Annotated in this window: 14 protein-coding genes, 1 tRNA gene and 1 pseudogene; 3 read left to right on the top strand and 13 right to left on the bottom strand. The window is 44.2% G+C overall.

The window, feature by feature from the left end:
* The first annotated feature begins 244 nt into the window (after nt 1–244).
* A complete protein-coding gene (locus CYP54_RS05250) occupies nt 245–2,488 on the top strand; it encodes a molybdopterin oxidoreductase family protein (RefSeq protein ID WP_258033669.1) in 2,244 nt (747 codons plus the stop codon).
* Nucleotides 2,489–2,687: 199 nt separating this feature from the next.
* On the opposite strand, the gene fdh3B is transcribed toward CYP54_RS05250, so the two are convergent.
* The 6 genes from fdh3B to tupB all read right to left on the bottom strand — a co-directional run bounded on the left by fdh3B (nt 2,688) and on the right by tupB (nt 9,118).
* Nucleotides 2,688–3,329 carry a formate dehydrogenase FDH3 subunit beta gene (gene fdh3B / locus CYP54_RS05245; RefSeq protein ID WP_103604462.1) on the bottom strand — a complete coding sequence of 214 codons (642 nt, stop codon included), beginning with the start codon at nt 3,327–3,329 and terminating at the stop codon, nt 2,688–2,690.
* A 1-nt stretch (nt 3,330) separates the two neighbouring features.
* Entirely contained in the window at nt 3,331–6,141 is a 2,811-nt protein-coding gene (locus tag CYP54_RS05240) for a molybdopterin-dependent oxidoreductase (RefSeq protein ID WP_258033670.1), read from the bottom strand.
* A gap of 47 nt (nt 6,142–6,188) precedes the next feature.
* The gene (locus tag CYP54_RS05230) at nt 6,189–6,365 is read right to left on the bottom strand and encodes a twin-arginine translocation signal domain-containing protein (RefSeq protein WP_009496297.1); all 177 of its coding nucleotides are present in this window, start codon (nt 6,363–6,365) and stop codon (nt 6,189–6,191) included.
* Entirely contained in the window at nt 6,352–7,077 is a 726-nt protein-coding gene (locus CYP54_RS05225; protein ID WP_103604459.1) for a TorD/DmsD family molecular chaperone, read from the bottom strand. The genes CYP54_RS05230 and CYP54_RS05225 overlap by 14 nt, the downstream gene beginning before the upstream one ends.
* Before the next feature lie 301 nt (nt 7,078–7,378).
* Nucleotides 7,379–8,332 (bottom strand): tungstate ABC transporter ATP-binding protein TupC, encoded by a 954-nt coding sequence (gene tupC, locus CYP54_RS05220; protein ID WP_103604458.1) that lies wholly within the window; start codon nt 8,330–8,332, stop codon nt 7,379–7,381.
* A gap of 93 nt (nt 8,333–8,425) precedes the next feature.
* Complete coding sequence (tupB, locus tag CYP54_RS05215) at nt 8,426–9,118, bottom strand: tungstate ABC transporter permease TupB (protein ID WP_103604457.1); 693 nt, start codon at nt 9,116–9,118, stop codon at nt 8,426–8,428.
* 74 nt (nt 9,119–9,192) lie between these two features.
* Here tupB and tupA point away from each other — a divergent pair, with 74 nt between their 5' ends.
* Entirely contained in the window at nt 9,193–10,011 is an 819-nt protein-coding gene (tupA, locus tag CYP54_RS05210) for a tungstate ABC transporter substrate-binding protein TupA (RefSeq protein WP_103604456.1), read from the top strand.
* Nucleotides 10,012–10,084: 73 nt separating this feature from the next.
* On the opposite strand, the gene CYP54_RS05205 is transcribed toward tupA, so the two are convergent.
* The 6 genes from CYP54_RS05205 to relB all read right to left on the bottom strand — a co-directional run bounded on the left by CYP54_RS05205 (nt 10,085) and on the right by relB (nt 15,895).
* Nucleotides 10,085–11,287 carry a hypothetical protein gene (locus CYP54_RS05205; RefSeq protein WP_103604455.1) on the bottom strand — a complete coding sequence of 401 codons (1,203 nt, stop codon included), beginning with the start codon at nt 11,285–11,287 and terminating at the stop codon, nt 10,085–10,087.
* 56 nt (nt 11,288–11,343) lie between these two features.
* Entirely contained in the window at nt 11,344–12,669 is a 1,326-nt protein-coding gene (locus CYP54_RS05200; RefSeq protein WP_103604454.1) for an aminotransferase class V-fold PLP-dependent enzyme, read from the bottom strand.
* Between the two features lie 183 nt (nt 12,670–12,852).
* A complete protein-coding gene (locus CYP54_RS05195) occupies nt 12,853–13,041 on the bottom strand; it encodes a hypothetical protein (protein WP_002951016.1) in 189 nt (62 codons plus the stop codon).
* Nucleotides 13,042–13,068: 27 nt separating this feature from the next.
* Nucleotides 13,069–13,824 (bottom strand): winged helix-turn-helix domain-containing protein, encoded by a 756-nt coding sequence (locus CYP54_RS05190; protein WP_103604453.1) that lies wholly within the window; start codon nt 13,822–13,824, stop codon nt 13,069–13,071.
* Nucleotides 13,817–14,599: a formate dehydrogenase accessory sulfurtransferase FdhD gene (gene fdhD / locus CYP54_RS05185; protein WP_103604452.1), complete on the bottom strand. Its 783-nt coding sequence runs from the start codon at nt 14,597–14,599 to the stop codon at nt 13,817–13,819. The genes CYP54_RS05190 and fdhD overlap by 8 nt, the downstream gene beginning before the upstream one ends.
* Nucleotides 14,600–15,730: 1,131 nt before the next feature.
* Nucleotides 15,731–15,895, bottom strand: a complete 165-nt coding sequence (gene relB, locus CYP54_RS05175) for a type II toxin-antitoxin system RelB family anti-toxin (protein WP_181001527.1) — start codon at nt 15,893–15,895, stop codon at nt 15,731–15,733.
* 2 nt (nt 15,896–15,897) lie between these two features.
* Here relB and CYP54_RS05170 point away from each other — a divergent pair.
* Nucleotides 15,898–16,326, top strand: a pseudogene (locus tag CYP54_RS05170) (M48 family metallopeptidase); the annotation flags it as partial.
* Between the two features lie 112 nt (nt 16,327–16,438).
* Here the strand turns inward: CYP54_RS05170 and CYP54_RS05165 are convergent.
* Nucleotides 16,439–16,515 (bottom strand) — tRNA-Ile (locus tag CYP54_RS05165).
* Nucleotides 16,516–16,572 lie beyond the last annotated feature (57 nt).

Below are 16,572 nucleotides of genomic sequence, written 5' to 3'. Positions count from 1 at the left end.
GCGAGAAATCTTTAATAGATTATTATAAAGTAGTACCGGTAGGACAAATTTTATCAAAATGACCAATATGTGATTTTGCTTTCAAAATACGATTTTAAAGACAAATTTAGCCAAAAGAGTAATATGCTAAATTTGCATATTACTTAAATAATTCTTAAAAAAATATACTAATTTTAAAACTAAATTTACATTTGCAGTTGTATAATAATCTCATAATTTTCAGTAATACCAGAAAGGATCAAAAATGGAAGAGATCGTAAAGACCACCTGTCCATATTGCGGTACGGGCTGCGGCATCGATCTTATCGTGCGAAACGGTAGAATCGTAGACGCCAAACCTAGCAAAGACCACCACGTAAACGACGGCGAGCTTTGCTTAAAAGGAATGTTCGGATGGGAGTTCGTAAACTCTCCTAAACGCTTAAGCAGACCGATGATGAGAAAGCTAAACGGCGTCTACGACAAGCACGGCGAGCTTGAAGAAGTGAGTTTTGAGGAGGTTTATGATTTCCTTGCGGATAAATTTAAATCCACCGTCGAAAAATACGGCCCAAGCTCGATCATGGGCTTTAGCTCTGCGCGCTCAAATAACGAAGACAACTACGTCTTCCAGAAATTTTTCCGCGCCCAGGGTAGCAACAACGTCGATCACTGCGCCCGTCTTTGACACGCTCCTACAGTGGCAGGTCTTGCCAGCACGCTAGGAAACGGAACGATGACTAATGATTTGGTAGAATTTGCGACCGATACGGACGTATTTTTACTGATCGGCACAAACACGAGCGAGTGCCACCCGATCATCGCTATGCAGATGCAGCGCGGCCTTCAACGCGGTGCCAAGATGATCGTCGTAGATCCAAAGCGCACCGATATGGCTAAAAAAGCCGATATTTTCTTGCAAATCCCGATCGGAGCGAATATCAAAACGCTAAATACGATGATGCACGTAATAATCGCCGAAAATTTGCAAGATAGCGAATTTATCGAGAAGTACTCCGAGGGATTTGAATATCTAAAAGAAGCGGTTAAGGACTTTACGCCTGAGCGTTTCGAGCGCGAAACCGGTATAAAGAAAGAGCTCATCATAGAAGCAGCTAGGATGTATGCTAAAGCAGGCGCGGCGGCGATTTGCTACACGATGGGTATCACGCAGTTTAGCGACGGCACGTCAAACGTCTTTTCGCTATCAAATTTAGCCGTTTTAACTGGAAATTTAGGCAAAAAGGGCGCGGGCGTAAATCCTCTGCGCGGTCAAAACAACGTCCAGGGCGCATGCGACATGGGCGCGCTACCTAACGTCATCCCCGCAGGCGCGGTAAATAGCCCTTACGCACAGGAGCAAGCGCGCAAAGTATGGCACTTTGAGCTAAATCCGGTTCCGGGCTTTAAGCTAACACAAGCGCCGGATAAAATGGATAGCGGCGAGCTAAAAGTCCTCTACGTCTACGGCGAGAACCCCGTAATGAGCGACCCTTGGACCGAGCACTTCGTCCACGCCGTCCATCATCTAGACTGCTTTATAGTGCAGGATTTGTTTTTCACAGAGAGTGCGCACAAGGCCGACGTGGTGCTACCTGCAGCTGGCTGGGGAGAAAAGGACGGAACGTTTATCAACACCTCTCGACGCGTCCAGCGAACGCGCAAGGCTAGCGAACCGGTTAGCGGTGTGGAACCCGACTGGAAAGTCGTGTGCAACATCGCAAACCGCATGGGGCTAGAGGGATTTGACTTTGCGAGCCCTGAGCAAATTTGGAACGAGCTAAGGGAGCTCATGCCTAAATTTTTCGGCGGCATAAGCTATTATAGACTAGGCAAGCTAGGCGGTATCAGCTGGCCGTGCCCCGACGAGGAGCATCCGGGTACGCCGGTGCTTTACGCAGATCACAAGTCTATGCTACCGGGCGGCAAATTCCGCTTCGCGCCGGTGCTTTACGTAGAGGATAAAAATGAACGCGCAAAGGCCGAGGCCGAATTTAGAGCCAAGATGAATATTCCTGACGGCTATCCGGTCGGTAGCGGCGCGCTTAGCGAAGTACCAGACGAGGTCTATCCGTGCCTATTTACGACCGGACGCAAGGTCTATCACTACCACACAGGCACGATGACGAGAGAGTGCCCTGCCCTAGAGTACGGTGCGGGCATCGAGGGCGCGCTCATCGAGGTGAGTCCCGATATCGCTCGCGAGAGGGAGCTGGAGGAGGGCTGCTACGCGCTCGTACAAAACAAACGCGGCCAGATCGCGGCCAAACTACGCGTAAATCCGGATCTAAAAGAAGGCACGATATTTACGACCTTCCACTATAGCGAGGCCGACGGTAACGAGCTAGCAAACGCCGGCGATCCCGATCCGCTCTCAGGCATCACGCCGCTAAAGATGACGATAGCAAATATCAGGCGTCTAAGCGAAGATGAGTTTATCAAATTTAGAGAGCAAAACGAGATGTCGATGCACTCGGCAAATCCGTATTTGTCGCCTGTTAGAGCGTAAATTTAGGGCGGGAGACCGCCCTTTTTCTACTTAATTTTATCCACTTTTATTCCAAATTTGCCTGCATTCAAATTTGACAAACTAACGATGTAAAATTTAATGAAATCAAAGAAGCGTGAGTCAAATTTGACGCAGACAAACCGCGTCAAATTTGATGAGATTACTCGCCCCCGCAATCTCGGCAAGAGCGAGCTAAATTTTAAGATTTTATTTTAAGCCTATCGCCAGCATAGTAGGCGAGCTTCCAGGTTGGAGTTTGTTTTAGGTCTTTAAAGCCGTAGCCGCGAGCCTTGACTCTATCGCCGTAGATTTTTTCTATCATAGCCGATTCGCCTACTAGTAGCGCCTTTGTCGAGCACATCGCCGCACAAACCGGCACCTTTCCTTCGGAAATTCTATCCTGACCGTACTCTTCGCGCTCGGCTTCGCTATTCGTCGGTAGCGGACCGCCTGCGCACATCGTGCACTTATCCATCGAACCTTTGGCGCCAAACACTCCCTCGCGCGGGAACTGAGGCGCGCCGAACGGACACGCGTATAGACAGTATCCGCAGCCGATGCAGATATCTTTATCGTGTAGCACGATACCATCGCTCCTGATATAAAAGCAATCAACCGGACAAACCAGCGAGCATGGAGCGTCCTCGCAGTGCATGCAAGCTATCGAGGTTGAAATTTCCTTACCTGGTACGCCTTCGTTTAGCGTGATGACGCGGCGGCGGCGGATACCTAGAGGCAGCTCGTGAGCCTCGTCGCAAGCCACCGCACAGCCGTTACAGTCGATACATCTATCGTCGTCGCAGTAAAATTTAAGTCTATTGTTATCGTTAAATTCGCTCATTTTACGCCTTTTCTATGCGGCATAGACCGCTTTTGGTTTCAGGAATCTGAGTGTTTATATCATATCCGTAGTTAGTGATGGTATTTGCGCTCTCGCCTACCGCATAAGGCTTGGTGCCTTCCGGGAAATTACCCGTCATATCAACGCCTTGCATATAACCCGCATAATGAAACGGCATAAAGATAGTGTCGGGTTTAACGGACGGTACCACTCTGGCGCGCACCTTAACCTTAGTACCTTCAGGCGAATGAACCCAGATGAAATCCCAGTTTTTAATGCCGTGTTTAGCCGCAAGTTCAGGGTGGATATCCGCAAACATCTCAGGCGTCAAGCGGCTTAGATACATACTAGCTCTCGTCTCCATGCCCGCGCCGCTAAAATTTACGAGGCGAGCCGTCGTGAGGATAATAGGAAATTCTTTTGAGTAGTCCTTCGCTAGCTGGACGGATTTAAATTTTGTATCGACGCGGTTTTGAAGTTTCTTATCCTCAAAGCTCGGATACTTCTGTGCTAGATCGAATCTAGGCGTATGAAGCGGCTCTCTGTGAAGAGGAATTTGATCCGCAAAAGTCCAAACGATCGTCCTAGCTCGCGCGTTGCCGTACGGAGCGATGTTTTTCTCCATGCATTTTTTAGCGATGATATTACTATCGTCATGTATCCAGCTGCCACCTATTTTAGCCTTTTCATCCTCGGTTAGCGTGATGCCTAGCACCTTTTCGATGTTATCTTTTTTGATTTCCGGATATCCGCCCTTGACAAACGAATCTACTGGCGCGCTACCGTCTGCGGCTAATTGGCTAACTCCGTTATGCTCTAAGCCGAAGCGGTTTCTAAAACCCATACCGCCTTGCCTAACGGATTTGTTTATATCGTAAAGTATCGGGCTACCCGGATGATCCTCCGTCCAGCACGGCCACGGCAAGCCGTAGTATTCGCCTTCGACTACGGTACCAGGTTTTCCTAGACTTGTTTTTTCGTCAAATTTATCCCAGTTTTCTTGGTGCTTTTTGAGCCTTTCCGGAGTCCAACCCGTCATGCCGATAGTTTTAATTATATTTGCGATCTCGCGCGTAGCGACTTCAGGCCACTCGATCTTGCCTTCGGCGTCTCTGATCGTACGCGTTAGCTCGTCATAGTATCCTAGCCTTTTGGCAAGCTCGAATAAAATTTCGTGATCGGGCATGCTCTCAAACAAAGGCTCTACAACCTGGCTTCTCCACTGGCCGCTGCGGTTTGTCGCTACAACCGTACCGCTGGTTTCAAACTGCGTCGCCGCAGGCAGTATGTAGACGTCGTCTTTTTTGTCAGTTATCACGCCGGCATCGTTTACGAAAGGATCTACCAGCACTAAAAGCTCAAGCGCATCTAGGCCTTCTTTTACTTTTACTTGTTGCGCGGTTGATGTGATACCGTTGCCGATTACCACTAAGGCTTTTATACTGTCGCCGGCATTATCTACGGCTTCGTTGCCGTTTTTACCGTCAAGCACACCCGCCCACCATTTTGATAGCGTAAATCCGGGTTTAAACATCATTTCAGGCTTAACGAAATTCTTTTGGAGCCATTCAAAATCTACTTTCCACATCTTAGCGAAGTATTTCCAGTTGGCTTCGTTTTTTGGATAGTACCCGGGTAGCTCGGTCGGCAAATTCGCCATATCTGTCGCGCCTTGAACGTTGTCGTGACCGCGCAGGATATTACAGCCGCCGCCTGATACGCCCATATTTCCTAGCACTAGTTGCAGGATCGGAGCGATACGAGTGTTTGAACTGCCTATGGTGTGCTGAGTTAGACCCATCGCCCAAACGACCGATCCCGGGCGATTTTTGGCATAAACTTCGGTTATCTCAAGAAGAGTCTCTTTTTTGATCCCGCAAACATCGGCTACGACTTCGGGCGTCCATTTGGCAGCCTCTTCGCGGATCAGATCCATACCGTAGACGCGGTCGTTTATAAATTCCTTATCTTCCCAGCCGTTTTGAAAGATGATATTCATCATGCCGTACATAAAAGGTATATCCGTGCCGGTGCGAATTTGAGCAAAATAATCAGCCTTAGCCGCAGTTCTCGTGTATCTTGGATCGACCACGATTAGCTTTGCGCCGTTATTTTCCTTCGCTTTTAGAAAATGTCTAAAGCCGACCGGATGATTTACCGCCGGATTTGCGCCTACTATAAAGATAGACTTCGCGTTTTGGATATCTCCAAGATGATTGGTCATAGCTCCGTAACCCCAAGTATTCGCCACACCGGCGACTGTAGAGCTGTGTCAAAGACGGGCTTGGTGATCTAGGTTATTAGTCCCGAACATCGCTACGAATTTGCTTATATAATAGCTTTGTTCGTTGCAATCTTTTGCAGAGCCTAGAAACATTACTTGCTCTGGATTTTTTTCGCGATACGCTTTTAGTTTGGCGCCTATTTCATCAAGAGCCTCTTTGTAGCTGATGCGTTTCCATTTGCCGCCTACTTTTTTCATCGGGTATTTTACGCGGCAGTGAGAGCGCACCATATCGATGACGTCGCTACCCTTACAGCAGTGGCCGCCAGCGCTTACCGGGTGATCTTGGGCTACTTCTTGGCGTACCCAAACGCCGTTTTCTACCTCGGCGCGCACTCCGCATCCAACGGAGCAAACCGTACAAACGGTTTTTACGATTTTAGAGTTTGGAAACGGATTTGCCATTTCTTCTTTTGTGGCGCTTCTAGTTACGCCGCTAGCGGCCAGCCCGCTCATGCCGCCCGCTACGCCTGCTAGCGCGGCCATTTTTAAAAACGATCTTCGCCCGACTGCGTTTGAGTGGGGCATAAGACGTAAATTTGCCTCAGACATATTTATCCTTTCTTAAATTTTTATTATTTCGCTTGTTCGTAGTATAGATCCCAGTTTTTGCTTCTTTTATAAAGCACTTCGGTCTTTTTGCTTTTACCGTATTTTAGGTTTGACGCCGCTGCCGTCGCTACTCCGGCCGTAGCCGCTACCGCGCCGACTAGCCCCGCCTTTTTTAAAAATTCTCGCCTATTTTTTTGCATTTTCTTCCTCCATAGCTTTTAGCTTTCTCACTCGGTTTTTTTGTCTTCTTATGGCCTCAGATCTTGAAACTCCGTCCAAAGTCTTTTTGTTTTCGCCTTGATTTATAGGGCGCGGCGCACTTAAAACTACGCGCTCAAACTCTATAAATCCTTGCAAAAGCACTGCGACGTCTTTATAAATTTCGCTGCTTTCGTGGTTAAAAAGATCATTTATAAACTCGTCGATGTTTGGGTTTATGATCTCTTTAAAAAGCTGCTCCTCAAGCTCGCCGTATAGCTCCAGCTCGCTCTCTCGCGCGATAAATTCGCTCATTAGCGCAAACACGAAACCCACGTTGTCTTCGTTTTCTTTAAATTTAGCCTCATCGCGCCTAATGTCTGTGCGGGCTAAAATTTTACGCACTTTTGCGCAGGCGTGTCCGACCTCGTAGCCCTCGTCGTAGTAGGACAGCGAGTTTCTAAGCGGACTTGGCAGAGCGTGGAAAATTTCATCGAATTCATCCGCTAAATTTTGCGAATTTTTCTCGTCGAATTTTGCCTGTATGCGCATTATCGCGGCGGCCGATTCCTCGTTTAGAGCGTGCGCCGAGGCAAGGCCTAGCATCGCGTTTACGCCGCTAAATCTATCGGCTTCTTGGCTAAAAACGAAAAAACGCGAAAATAGCGAGTAGTAAAGCCCACGTCCCGCCGCAAATTCGCCCTTGCTAGTCATCGCCTTCCTTTATCATTTTTGTCTATTTTTTGAGATTTTTCTCGATTGTGAAACTATACTACTTTTTGGCTTATTTCTTATACTTAAAAAAAAATAAATCAAAAAAATTAATATATGCTTAAATATGCCTTAGTTGCATATTGCTTACGGCGAATTTTAGGAGGTAAAATAAATATGAAATTTCAGCATATATATTGCATTTACGCTTCATTTTGATGTTTACTTTTAACTAGGCTCTTTTAACGGGCGTTAAACGAGTCTAAATTTAAAATTTGAAGCGAAATTTGCAAAATTTCAGGGCTCACTCAAGCCCCAAAAACGCTTCCTCGTCAAATTTAAAATAAATATTTTCGCCGACTCTAAAATTTTGCGAATTCGTCGCCAGCGTTTTAATCAAAAAGTCGCCGACTTTGATTTTCACCAAAAGCTCTTTGCCAAGATAGAGCGAAACCGAGTGCAAGATGCCGCCCAAATACCCATCTATCGGCGTTTTGCTTAGCGTTATTTTGCTTGGATTTACGGCGATCTTTACGGCGTTACGTAAATTTTGCGGCAAATTTACGCTCGCATTTTCGTCAAATTTTAAAACCCCGTCCCGCGAGTCAAATACATTTTTGTATTCAAATTCGCACACGCGGCCCTTGTGTAAAAAGACGTTTTCTTCGGCGACCGCGCTTAGCCATTTGTCGTCGTGGCTAGCGATCACAAAGCCGCAGCCGTATCTTTGCCGCATGTAAAGCACCGCCTTGCCAAAAAGCTTTGAAGTGCCCACGTCCACGCTATTTGTCGGCTCGTCGAGTAGATATAGACGCGATCTAAGCGCCAAATTTAACGCAAAGCTAATGCGCTGCGTCTGTCCCGAGCTAAGCTCAAAGTGGCGCTTGCTTAAAAAGCTCTCGTCAAGCCCGACCAAATTTAACGCCTCGCTAGCCCTTTGCTCAAATTCAGCTAGCACTCCGCGGCTTTTTAAAACGGCTCTAAAATTTTCCCTCACGGAGCGTTTTAAAAGCGCGGGTTCGGGCAACAAAACGCTAACTTCGCGCAGTAAATTTAGACTCGGCGCGCTGCTCCCCCACAGCCGCACTTCGCCGCTAGTGGGCTTTTGCAAAAACGACATCACTCGCATCAGCGTGCTTTTGCCGCTGCCGTTGCCGCCAGTTAGCGCGGTGATTTTGCTAACGTCGATATCAAGGCGCGGGATGTTTAAAATCTCGCTCGTACCGTAGTTTAGGCGTAAATTTCTAACGTTTATCACTTTGCGCCTTTCTCGTTAAATTTACGAAAAGACTCAAGTTTGACGCGCCTAGCCCGCTTTTTGCGAGCGTAAATTTTCTAAATTTATCAAATTTCATTTATCCAGCCTTTTTAGCGCGTGTATCGTCAAATTTACGGCAAATGCGATAAAGATAAGTACCAACGCAAGCGCGATACCCATCGCAAACTCGCCCTTGTTCGTCTCCAGCGACACCGCAGTCGTGATCGTGCGGGTAAAATACTTGATGTTGCCACCTATCATCATCGCAATGCCCACTTCAGCCACGATTCTGCCGTAGGCTGTGGCGATAACTACCATGAGAGCGTAGCGCAACTCATAAAGCACGCAAAAAACTAGCTTTGCTGGCGCAAGGCGTAAATTTAGGATAGTTAGATAGTGCTTTGTCTCCATATTTTCAACCACGCTTGCAGTAAGCGAGATGATGATAGGAAGGGCTAGCACAAACTGACCCAGCATGACCGCTTTTAGCGTAAAGAGTAAATTTAGGCTGCCAAGCGGGCCATTTCTCGTGATAAATGCATATAAAATAAGACCGATCGCAACCGTTGGCATGGCAAGAGCTGTGTCACTTAGAAGGCGTAAAATTTTGCGGCCCTTAAAGTCATAAAATCCAAGCGAAAAACCAAGTGGAAAGCCTATAAGAACGGCAAAAAGTATCGACACACTTGATGTGTAAAGGGTAGCCTTGATGGCTGAATATGTTTCAAGATTGCCGTTTAAAAGTAGATTAAAGGCTTCTGCAAAGCCGTGAAGTAAAAAATCCAATTATTCTTTCCTAGCATATTTCTTAAGATTATTTTAAATGTGCTATAATATCACAATTTTTTTAAAGGAGAAAAATGAAAAAGATTATTTTAGGCTCACTAGCAGCCGCAGTTTTGGTGTTTGGCGCTGATAATGAACTAATCATGGCGACTACAACAAGTACAGATAACACTGGCTTGCTTGACGCGATCTATCCAGTTTATAAGGCAAAAACAGGCGTTGATATAAAATGGACAGCTGTTGGCACAGGCGCTGCACTAAAGCTTGGCGAAGACTGCAACGCTGACATACTTTTCGTTCACTCACCAAAAGTTGAGAAAGAATTTGTAGAAAAAGGTTTTGGCTTAAAAAGAAATGCCGTAATGTATAATGACTTCGTCGTTATCGCTGATAAATCAATCGCTGATAAATTTAAAGGTAAAGATATAAAAGAGAGCTTTGAGCTTATCAAAAAAGATGGTATCAAATTCTTCTCACGTGGCGATAAATCAGGCACAGACAATAAAGAAAAAGGCATCTGGAAAAAGATCGCTGGTGAAGTCCCTGAAAAAGACGGCTGGTATATGCAAACAGGCCAAGGTATGCTAGCTACGATAAATGCTGCTGCTGAGCAAAAAGGCGTTACATTTACTGATCGTGGTACTTACATTAAATATGAAGCAAACCAAAAAGGTCATCCTGAGATGGTCATCATCAACGAGGGCGACAACGATCTTAAAAACTTCTACTCTCTAATCGCAGTAAATCCAAAACACTGCCCTAAAACTGACATCGAAAATGCAGAGAAATTTATAAAATGGGCTACAAGCGAAGAGGGTCAGAAATTTATAGGTGACTTTAAGCTGCTAGATAAGCCGCTTTTCACGCCTGACGCAAACAGTCGCAAAAACTAATTTTATTTACGCGCAAATTTGAGTCGAATTTATGGCTTAAATTTGCGTGATTCGGGTGCACTTTACGCCCTTTTTATAAATCAAATTTAAACTCTCCGACGTTATTTTTAAACGTCTCAAAACATTTATTACTAACAACTTCGTCTTTAGTGTATGCTTGATATAATTTTAGTAATTCTAAAGTCGTTATTATTAATATACCTTCACTTTTTGCATAGCTTATTTGATTGGCATGTATCGGCTCCCTTTTGCCAGGCTCTATGTCACGTTGAGGGTTAACTATTAGCAAGCCTTTTACATTGCCAGGAGACTTGGTGTCGTCTTCGGCTATTAAATCAGTTACATGTTTCTTGCACTGTGCTATATTGCTATTTTTGACGTTTGTATTTATTCCCTTTATCTCTACCATAAAGTTAACATCTTCAAATTCGAATCTAAAATCTTCTTTTTTCACATCTATAAAATGACTGTCTGTTAGTTTGAAAATATCTACTAAAATTTCCTTCACTACACCAACTAGCTCATCTCCCGTTGAATATAGGATTGATTTGAATTTATTGTTTTTATTAATTTGCCTGTCTATATTTTCAATCTGCTGATACATATCCAATAATTCACCACGTTTATTTTTTAACGCAGCATCATCAAAGTATTCCAAACTGTTAAACCAATCAGGAACATCGGATTTTTTAAATCTAGGAAGAATAAATGATATTAAAATTCCTAAATCGTTGGCTGTATTTTTTATGAGAAGGGTAGTAGAATATAGTCTTTCATTATGTTTTATTATTGTGCTTTTACCACCATTAGACCGCTTGATAGTTTCGTAATCTACATCGTCAAATACAAAATCCGAATAAAAATCCTGTTCGTCTATGGTTGTTGTACTTATTTCATATCTTAGCCGCGCATAAGACAAGGTTAATTCGCATAGTTCATAATTAATTTGCTTGATAATATCTTTAATTAAAATAGTTTGAGCAGTTAAGCCTCCAGAACGAAGCAATGATACTTTTGTGTTCGCAGGCATTAATATGATAGACATGCTTTTTTTAGAGTTCTCCATAATTTCTTTTAATGTTTTAAGGTGATATACAGCCTCAGTGCACTTTTGGTATTCTGGGCTGAAACTCCATAAGTTAGGACTATTTAAATCTATAACATTTATATCAAATTCATCAAAACTCTTAGGATGTTCAAAAGTGCTAATAGTGCAAGACATGTGCGGATCATTTATTTTAAATATTGTGGAGTAAGATATTATTTGAATTTTCATTTGTAGCGCCTCTTTAAATTTGTTGACTTTGTTTCTAGTTAACCACTATTGTAAAGCTAAATCTTCCCGCCGAACATCTCATACATCGCCTTTTCCTCGCCCCAAAACTCGCGGTGCTTTTTGATGCAGGATTTTATCGCACCAACTAGATATAGCACGTCTTGCTCGGTGTGCGTGTAGTGCAGGCTCACGCGCACGAAGCCGGGCTTGGCTTCTGGCATGCGCCCCTCCTTGATACCCAGCAGATCGTGAGCGTACGGGCCTGCGCACATCACGCCCGCGCGCGTCTGGATACCAAAGTCGTTGCTAAGGCTCGCGGCAAAATCATACGCCGAGACGCCGCGCACGTTAAATGAAAAAATCGGCAGCCGCGGCGCGCCCTTTGGAGCGTAGTTTATGATCTCATCAATGCCCGCTAGCTCGCTCTCAAAAAGCCGCGCTAGCTCGTCCTCGGCACTTTTTATTTGCTCGAAGCCCACCTCGTTTCGCAACGCATAGGCCAAATTTGCCCGCATAAGCCCGATAATAGGTGGCGTACCGCCTTCTTCTAGCTGCTCGGGATTTTTCAAAAACACGTGGCCCTCGCGGTTAGCGTAGGTGACCGTCCCGCCCGCGGCAAAGGTCGGTACGTCGCTGTTAAACAGCTCCTTTTTGATCGCCAAAAGCCCGCAGCTAGCAGGTCCGCCGAGCAATTTATGCGGCGAGAGGAAAATCGCGTCGAAGTAGTCGCAATCTAAATTTGCGTGCGAGCCGAGCGCCGCGCAGTCAAAGGCCACGATACCGCCTGCGGCTCTGATTAGCTCGCTGATTTTTTTGTAGTCGCTAACAACGCCCGTGACGTTTGAGGCGGCGCTAAACGAGCCGATGATGCGGCGTCCCGCATTTAGCTTTAGGATGCGCTCGAGTGCGAGCAGATCGATCTCGCCCGTCTCGCTAAGAGGTACGCGCAGGTAGTCGCAAAGCCCCTCGCGAAAGCTAAGCTCGTTTGAGTGGTGTTCGTAGGGCGAAACGAGCACGAGCGGAAGCTGCGCGGCGCGCAAATTTGCCTCGCCGATCGCGCCTCTGGTTGCAGGCGGCAGATAGATGCCAAGCAGCTCCTGAAATTTCTTGATCGCGGCCGTCGCACCCTGCCCGCAGGCGATGAGATAAAACCGCTCGTCAAGCCCAAGTAGCTTTTTTAGGCTCTCTCTCGCGCCCTCGTAGCGACGCTGCGTGATGATGGCGCTTGAGCTACTATCGGAGTGGGTGTTGGCGTAGGTTTTGAGGACGTCCGCTATCTCGCGCTCTACGGGCTCATAAGCAAGCCCCGAAGCCGCGAAATCAAAATAATGCACGTCACGCTTTAGTATGATATTTTTTCGAATTTCGTCTAAATTTAGCATTTTTTACTCTTTAAATTTGATACGATAATTATAGTAAATTTTCGCAAATTTGGGGCTTTTGCGGTGGAAATGATTTAGTAAATTTGGAGATTAAATTGAGGCAAGCTAAATTTAACCGCAAGGCGGCAAATTTAACTTGATAAAGCACAGAAGCGCGAGCCACAGAGGCTCACGACCATTTTATTATTTGTTTATAAAATTTTTCTCTAGCCACTCGATAGCTTTTGCTTCGGTTTCGAAGCGTCCGCTTTTAGCGACTTGATTTTGCCCCTCGTAGAAGCGGATCCTGATACCGTCTTGGACGCTATCTACCTTTATTCTGGTGATCTTATCTTTGTTTAGATAGACCCTATCGTTTAGTTTTACGTACATTTTTTCTCCCTTAAATTTGATGTGGTTTTATTTCTTTTTATCGTTTGTCTCGTCTTTTTTCTCGCCGTCTTTTTTCAAAAATAGCTCCTTAAAGCGCTTATCCGCAAAATCCTCGATGTCGTTTTGAAGCTGCCTATAGGCGTTTATGAGCTCATGCGCGCGCTCGTTTAGCGTCGTGCCTGCGTTTTCTCCGCCACCTTGTTTGGTGGTAAAGAGCTCCTCTTTTAGATTTTTTTGCAAAATTTGCAGATGATTCCAGCATTTTTTATAGTTCATTCCTAGGATTTCGGCGGCCTTTGAGATCGAGCCGACCTCGGCGATGACGTCCAGGACTTCGGTTTTGCCCTTACCGAATATCAGCTCGCCCTCGTCGTTTTCTATCCAAGTTTTGGTTTTTACTCTCATCTTTTTTCCTTTTTTCTCCTTAAAACACCCCAACTGGCAGTATTTTACGTCGATTTTATAGTCTTTTAGCGTCGAGCGGATCGTCTTTAGCCCCACGCCCGCAGCCGCGTCTCTAGCGTCTTTGCACAGTATCCTGTCCTTTTCGTCGGTCATCTGTTTTAGCTGCGTCATCACGGTGTATTTGCCCCGTCCGTTTTCCAGCCCGCCAAACTGCCCCAGCTCGCAGTTGTCGATCTTTACGCCCATTTTTTCGGCCTCGTCGCTAACCAGACCGACCTCTACGCCTAGTTTTGCGGCGATCCTAAACGCCGCACCGCAGTCTAGCCTGCCCTTTGGATTTAGCAGTTTGGTTATCAGTTCGCGGATTTGCTCACTCATAGATTCTCTCCGCGCCGCTATATACATTTATATTTTCGCCACGCGCAAAGCCGCACAGCGTGAGGTTAAATTTACGCGCTATCACGACACCAAGGCTGGTCGGAGCCGTGCGCGATACGAGCACGGGGATGCCGTGCATGACGGCCTTTGCAACCATTTCTGAGCTTAGCCTGCCGCTCACCATCAAAAACGAATTTTGTAGCTGCGAGCCTGCTAGTACCGCTTTGCCGACGGCTTTATCTATGGTGTTATGCTGAGCGATATCCTCGCCGATAAAAAACTGCTCGCCGCTAACAAAAAGCTTGGCCGTGTGCACGCAGCCAGTCATCTCGTAAAGCTCGCACTGCGTGTAAAACTGCCCCATCTGGCGCAAAATTTCGTCTTTGTTAAATTTGACGTCGGCCTTTATAGCACGCGTCGCCATAGCCTCAGGGTCGATGTTTGCCGTCGAGCTACGCCCGCAGCCGCTGATTATCACTTTTTCCTCGTCAAACTGCTCGAGGCGTTTTTCGTTGATTTTGGCCTTTACCCGTACGCTTAAAGCATCGTCTGAAAGCTCTATACTCTCGATATCCTCAGGGCTTGCGATCAAATTTTCGCTGATGAGATAGCCAGCAGCTAGCGCCTCCTGATCGGTCGGAGTCGCCATGAGCGCGCCGAAACGCTTGCCGTTTATGTAGATCTCAAGCTTGATCTCGCGCACCAAAATATCATCAACGGCGCTTTTTTGCGCGCCTTTAAATTTGGTGATTTGGGTCGTAAAAATAGGTTGCATGATTTTCCTTAATTTTTGCGAAATGATAGCTTGAAAATCTAAATTTAGGATTTGATTGTAGTGAAATCTTGCTTAAATCAAGCAAAAACTTAAACGTATTTTAGCGCGTTTTTATCGGTATCCGATGATGATTTATATATGCGAATCTAGCATATATCTTAAAATATTTTTTGACTAAGATTTTATCATTATCTATTATTTGCATAAGAAATAAAAGAATAGTAAAAATAGTATAAAGCTAGAATTGGATCGCACATAACTTGCCGCATATGTAGATTAAATCTTGAAAAATCATAAATATAATTTTCAGCCTGACGTAAGACCGAGAAGGAAATTTATATTATAGAGTCGAGTCAAAAAACTAATTTTATCAAGCCGTATTTTACTGTTATATGGCCCGTGCATGACTCAAACACGCCGACCGTATATAAAAAGCCCTTAATTATATTCATTAAGGGCTTTTTATATGAAAACTTAGACATTTTGCCGATGAAAAATCATTTTCGAGCGATAAAGTTTCGTCTAAGTTTTTATATTTTTCTTTTGCCTAGACAAAGAAAAATATCGGCCGTCTGCCAAGACCTTACAGCAAACTCATTTGAGTTTGCTAAGTAAGTATTTATTAACATATTATCCTATGTAGAGGTTATTTATTCTTGATGTTTTGATAAATGATATTAAGTTCTAAAACTGTACGATGGAATTAGAAACTGTTATTTTTTATTAAGTTAAAGTAAATTTTGGTTTATATGGAAATTTACTTTTATTTTTTTATTTGGTATTTTAGCGCAAATTTTAAAAATTGAGATTTTGTTGGTTTTTATATAGCATAAATAAAGATTAAAGTAGAGATTGTTTTTTGAGCAAGAAATAAAAATCAAAAAGAAGAGTATTTTTGTGCGGGATTAAGATTATTTAATAAAACAAGCGTCGCTATAATATAGCCGTATTAGTTTTCGCAGTCGTATTAACCCCTCGATTTAGTTGCGTTTTGAATATGCCCATGTTATAAGAGCCTTATTTTTCCAAATCCTAACTATCGTATCCGCAAGAATCCCGTCTTGAGAATCGACAAAGCTTAATACTTTTCTCCTTTGTCGGCTTGAGTATTTATTAGATAATTAATCTCACTCAAACTATCGCCACTCTTTTACCGCAAGCTTTTATGTAGTTAAAAAATATTTTATACTTGATGTTGTACGCTCCGCTTTCTATTCTGGCTACGGCTGATTGGGTTATGCCCATCCTTTTAGCTACTTCGCTTTGAGTTAGTCCGGCTTTGTTTCTAACGTCTATTAAGCTACCGGCTTAAAGTCGTGCAGTCTAAAGAGGAGTGTGTAAGGTTGCAAAGAGGCTATCTTGAGATCTTTGTAAAAGATAAAAGCGACCTAAAGCGAAAAGAAAATTTGGTTTATGAGTGGTACTATGAAAAGGCAATGTTATATTTTTTTAATATCTTGCAAGAATTTAACAAGATAACAAAACAAGATATCAAAAGTGTAAAAATAAGGCAGATGAAAACAAGATGGGGGAGTTGCAACCCCTATAAATCATATATAAATTTAAATATAGAGCTTATCAAAAAGCCAAAATTATGTATCGAGTACGTCGTATTTCACGAGCTTGCTCACCTGCTCTATCCAAATCACTCAAAGAAATTCTATGACTATCTAACGCTTTATATGCCTGATTGGCAAAAACGCAAGGAAATTTTAGAGAGAGTTTAGAAAATTTGGCTTAAATTTTGGACTATTAAACATTTTTTGTATTTTAAAAATATTTTAAAACCTAAGAGAAAGTGATGAAAAATTTTTGATTTTTTAATGTTGATAAAGTAGGTGGTGGGTTCACCAGGACTCGAACCTGGGACCATCCGGTTATGAGCCGGATGCTCTAACCAACTGAGCTATGAACCCACAGTTGAAAGAAAATCGTATTATACAAGAAAAAGCTTATCTAAATATAAAAATAAC

It is taken from the genome of Campylobacter concisus (assembly GCF_002914005.1).
Classification (GTDB): Bacteria; Campylobacterota; Campylobacteria; order Campylobacterales; family Campylobacteraceae; genus Campylobacter_A; species Campylobacter_A concisus_N.
The sequence above is the reverse complement of the archived record's forward strand: the minus strand, read 5'-3'. Positions and strand labels throughout refer to the sequence as shown.

What these genes read in the sequence shown, in the direction of transcription:
- fdh3B (WP_103604462.1), bottom strand. Translation starts at nt 3,329, where the DNA reads ATGAGCGAATTTAACGATAACAATAGACTTAAATTTTACTGCGACGAC.
- CYP54_RS05230 (WP_009496297.1), bottom strand. Translation starts at nt 6,365, where the DNA reads ATGCAAAAAAATAGGCGAGAATTTTTAAAAAAGGCGGGGCTAGTCGGC.
- CYP54_RS05225 (WP_103604459.1), bottom strand. Translation starts at nt 7,077, where the DNA reads ATGACTAGCAAGGGCGAATTTGCGGCGGGACGTGGGCTTTACTACTCG.
- tupA (WP_103604456.1), top strand. Translation starts at nt 9,193, where the DNA reads ATGAAAAAGATTATTTTAGGCTCACTAGCAGCCGCAGTTTTGGTGTTT.
- CYP54_RS05205 (WP_103604455.1), bottom strand. Translation starts at nt 11,287, where the DNA reads ATGAAAATTCAAATAATATCTTACTCCACAATATTTAAAATAAATGAT.
- CYP54_RS05200 (WP_103604454.1), bottom strand. Translation starts at nt 12,669, where the DNA reads ATGCTAAATTTAGACGAAATTCGAAAAAATATCATACTAAAGCGTGAC.
- CYP54_RS05195 (WP_002951016.1), bottom strand. Translation starts at nt 13,041, where the DNA reads ATGTACGTAAAACTAAACGATAGGGTCTATCTAAACAAAGATAAGATC.
- CYP54_RS05190 (WP_103604453.1), bottom strand. Translation starts at nt 13,824, where the DNA reads ATGAGTGAGCAAATCCGCGAACTGATAACCAAACTGCTAAATCCAAAG.
- fdhD (WP_103604452.1), bottom strand. Translation starts at nt 14,599, where the DNA reads ATGCAACCTATTTTTACGACCCAAATCACCAAATTTAAAGGCGCGCAA.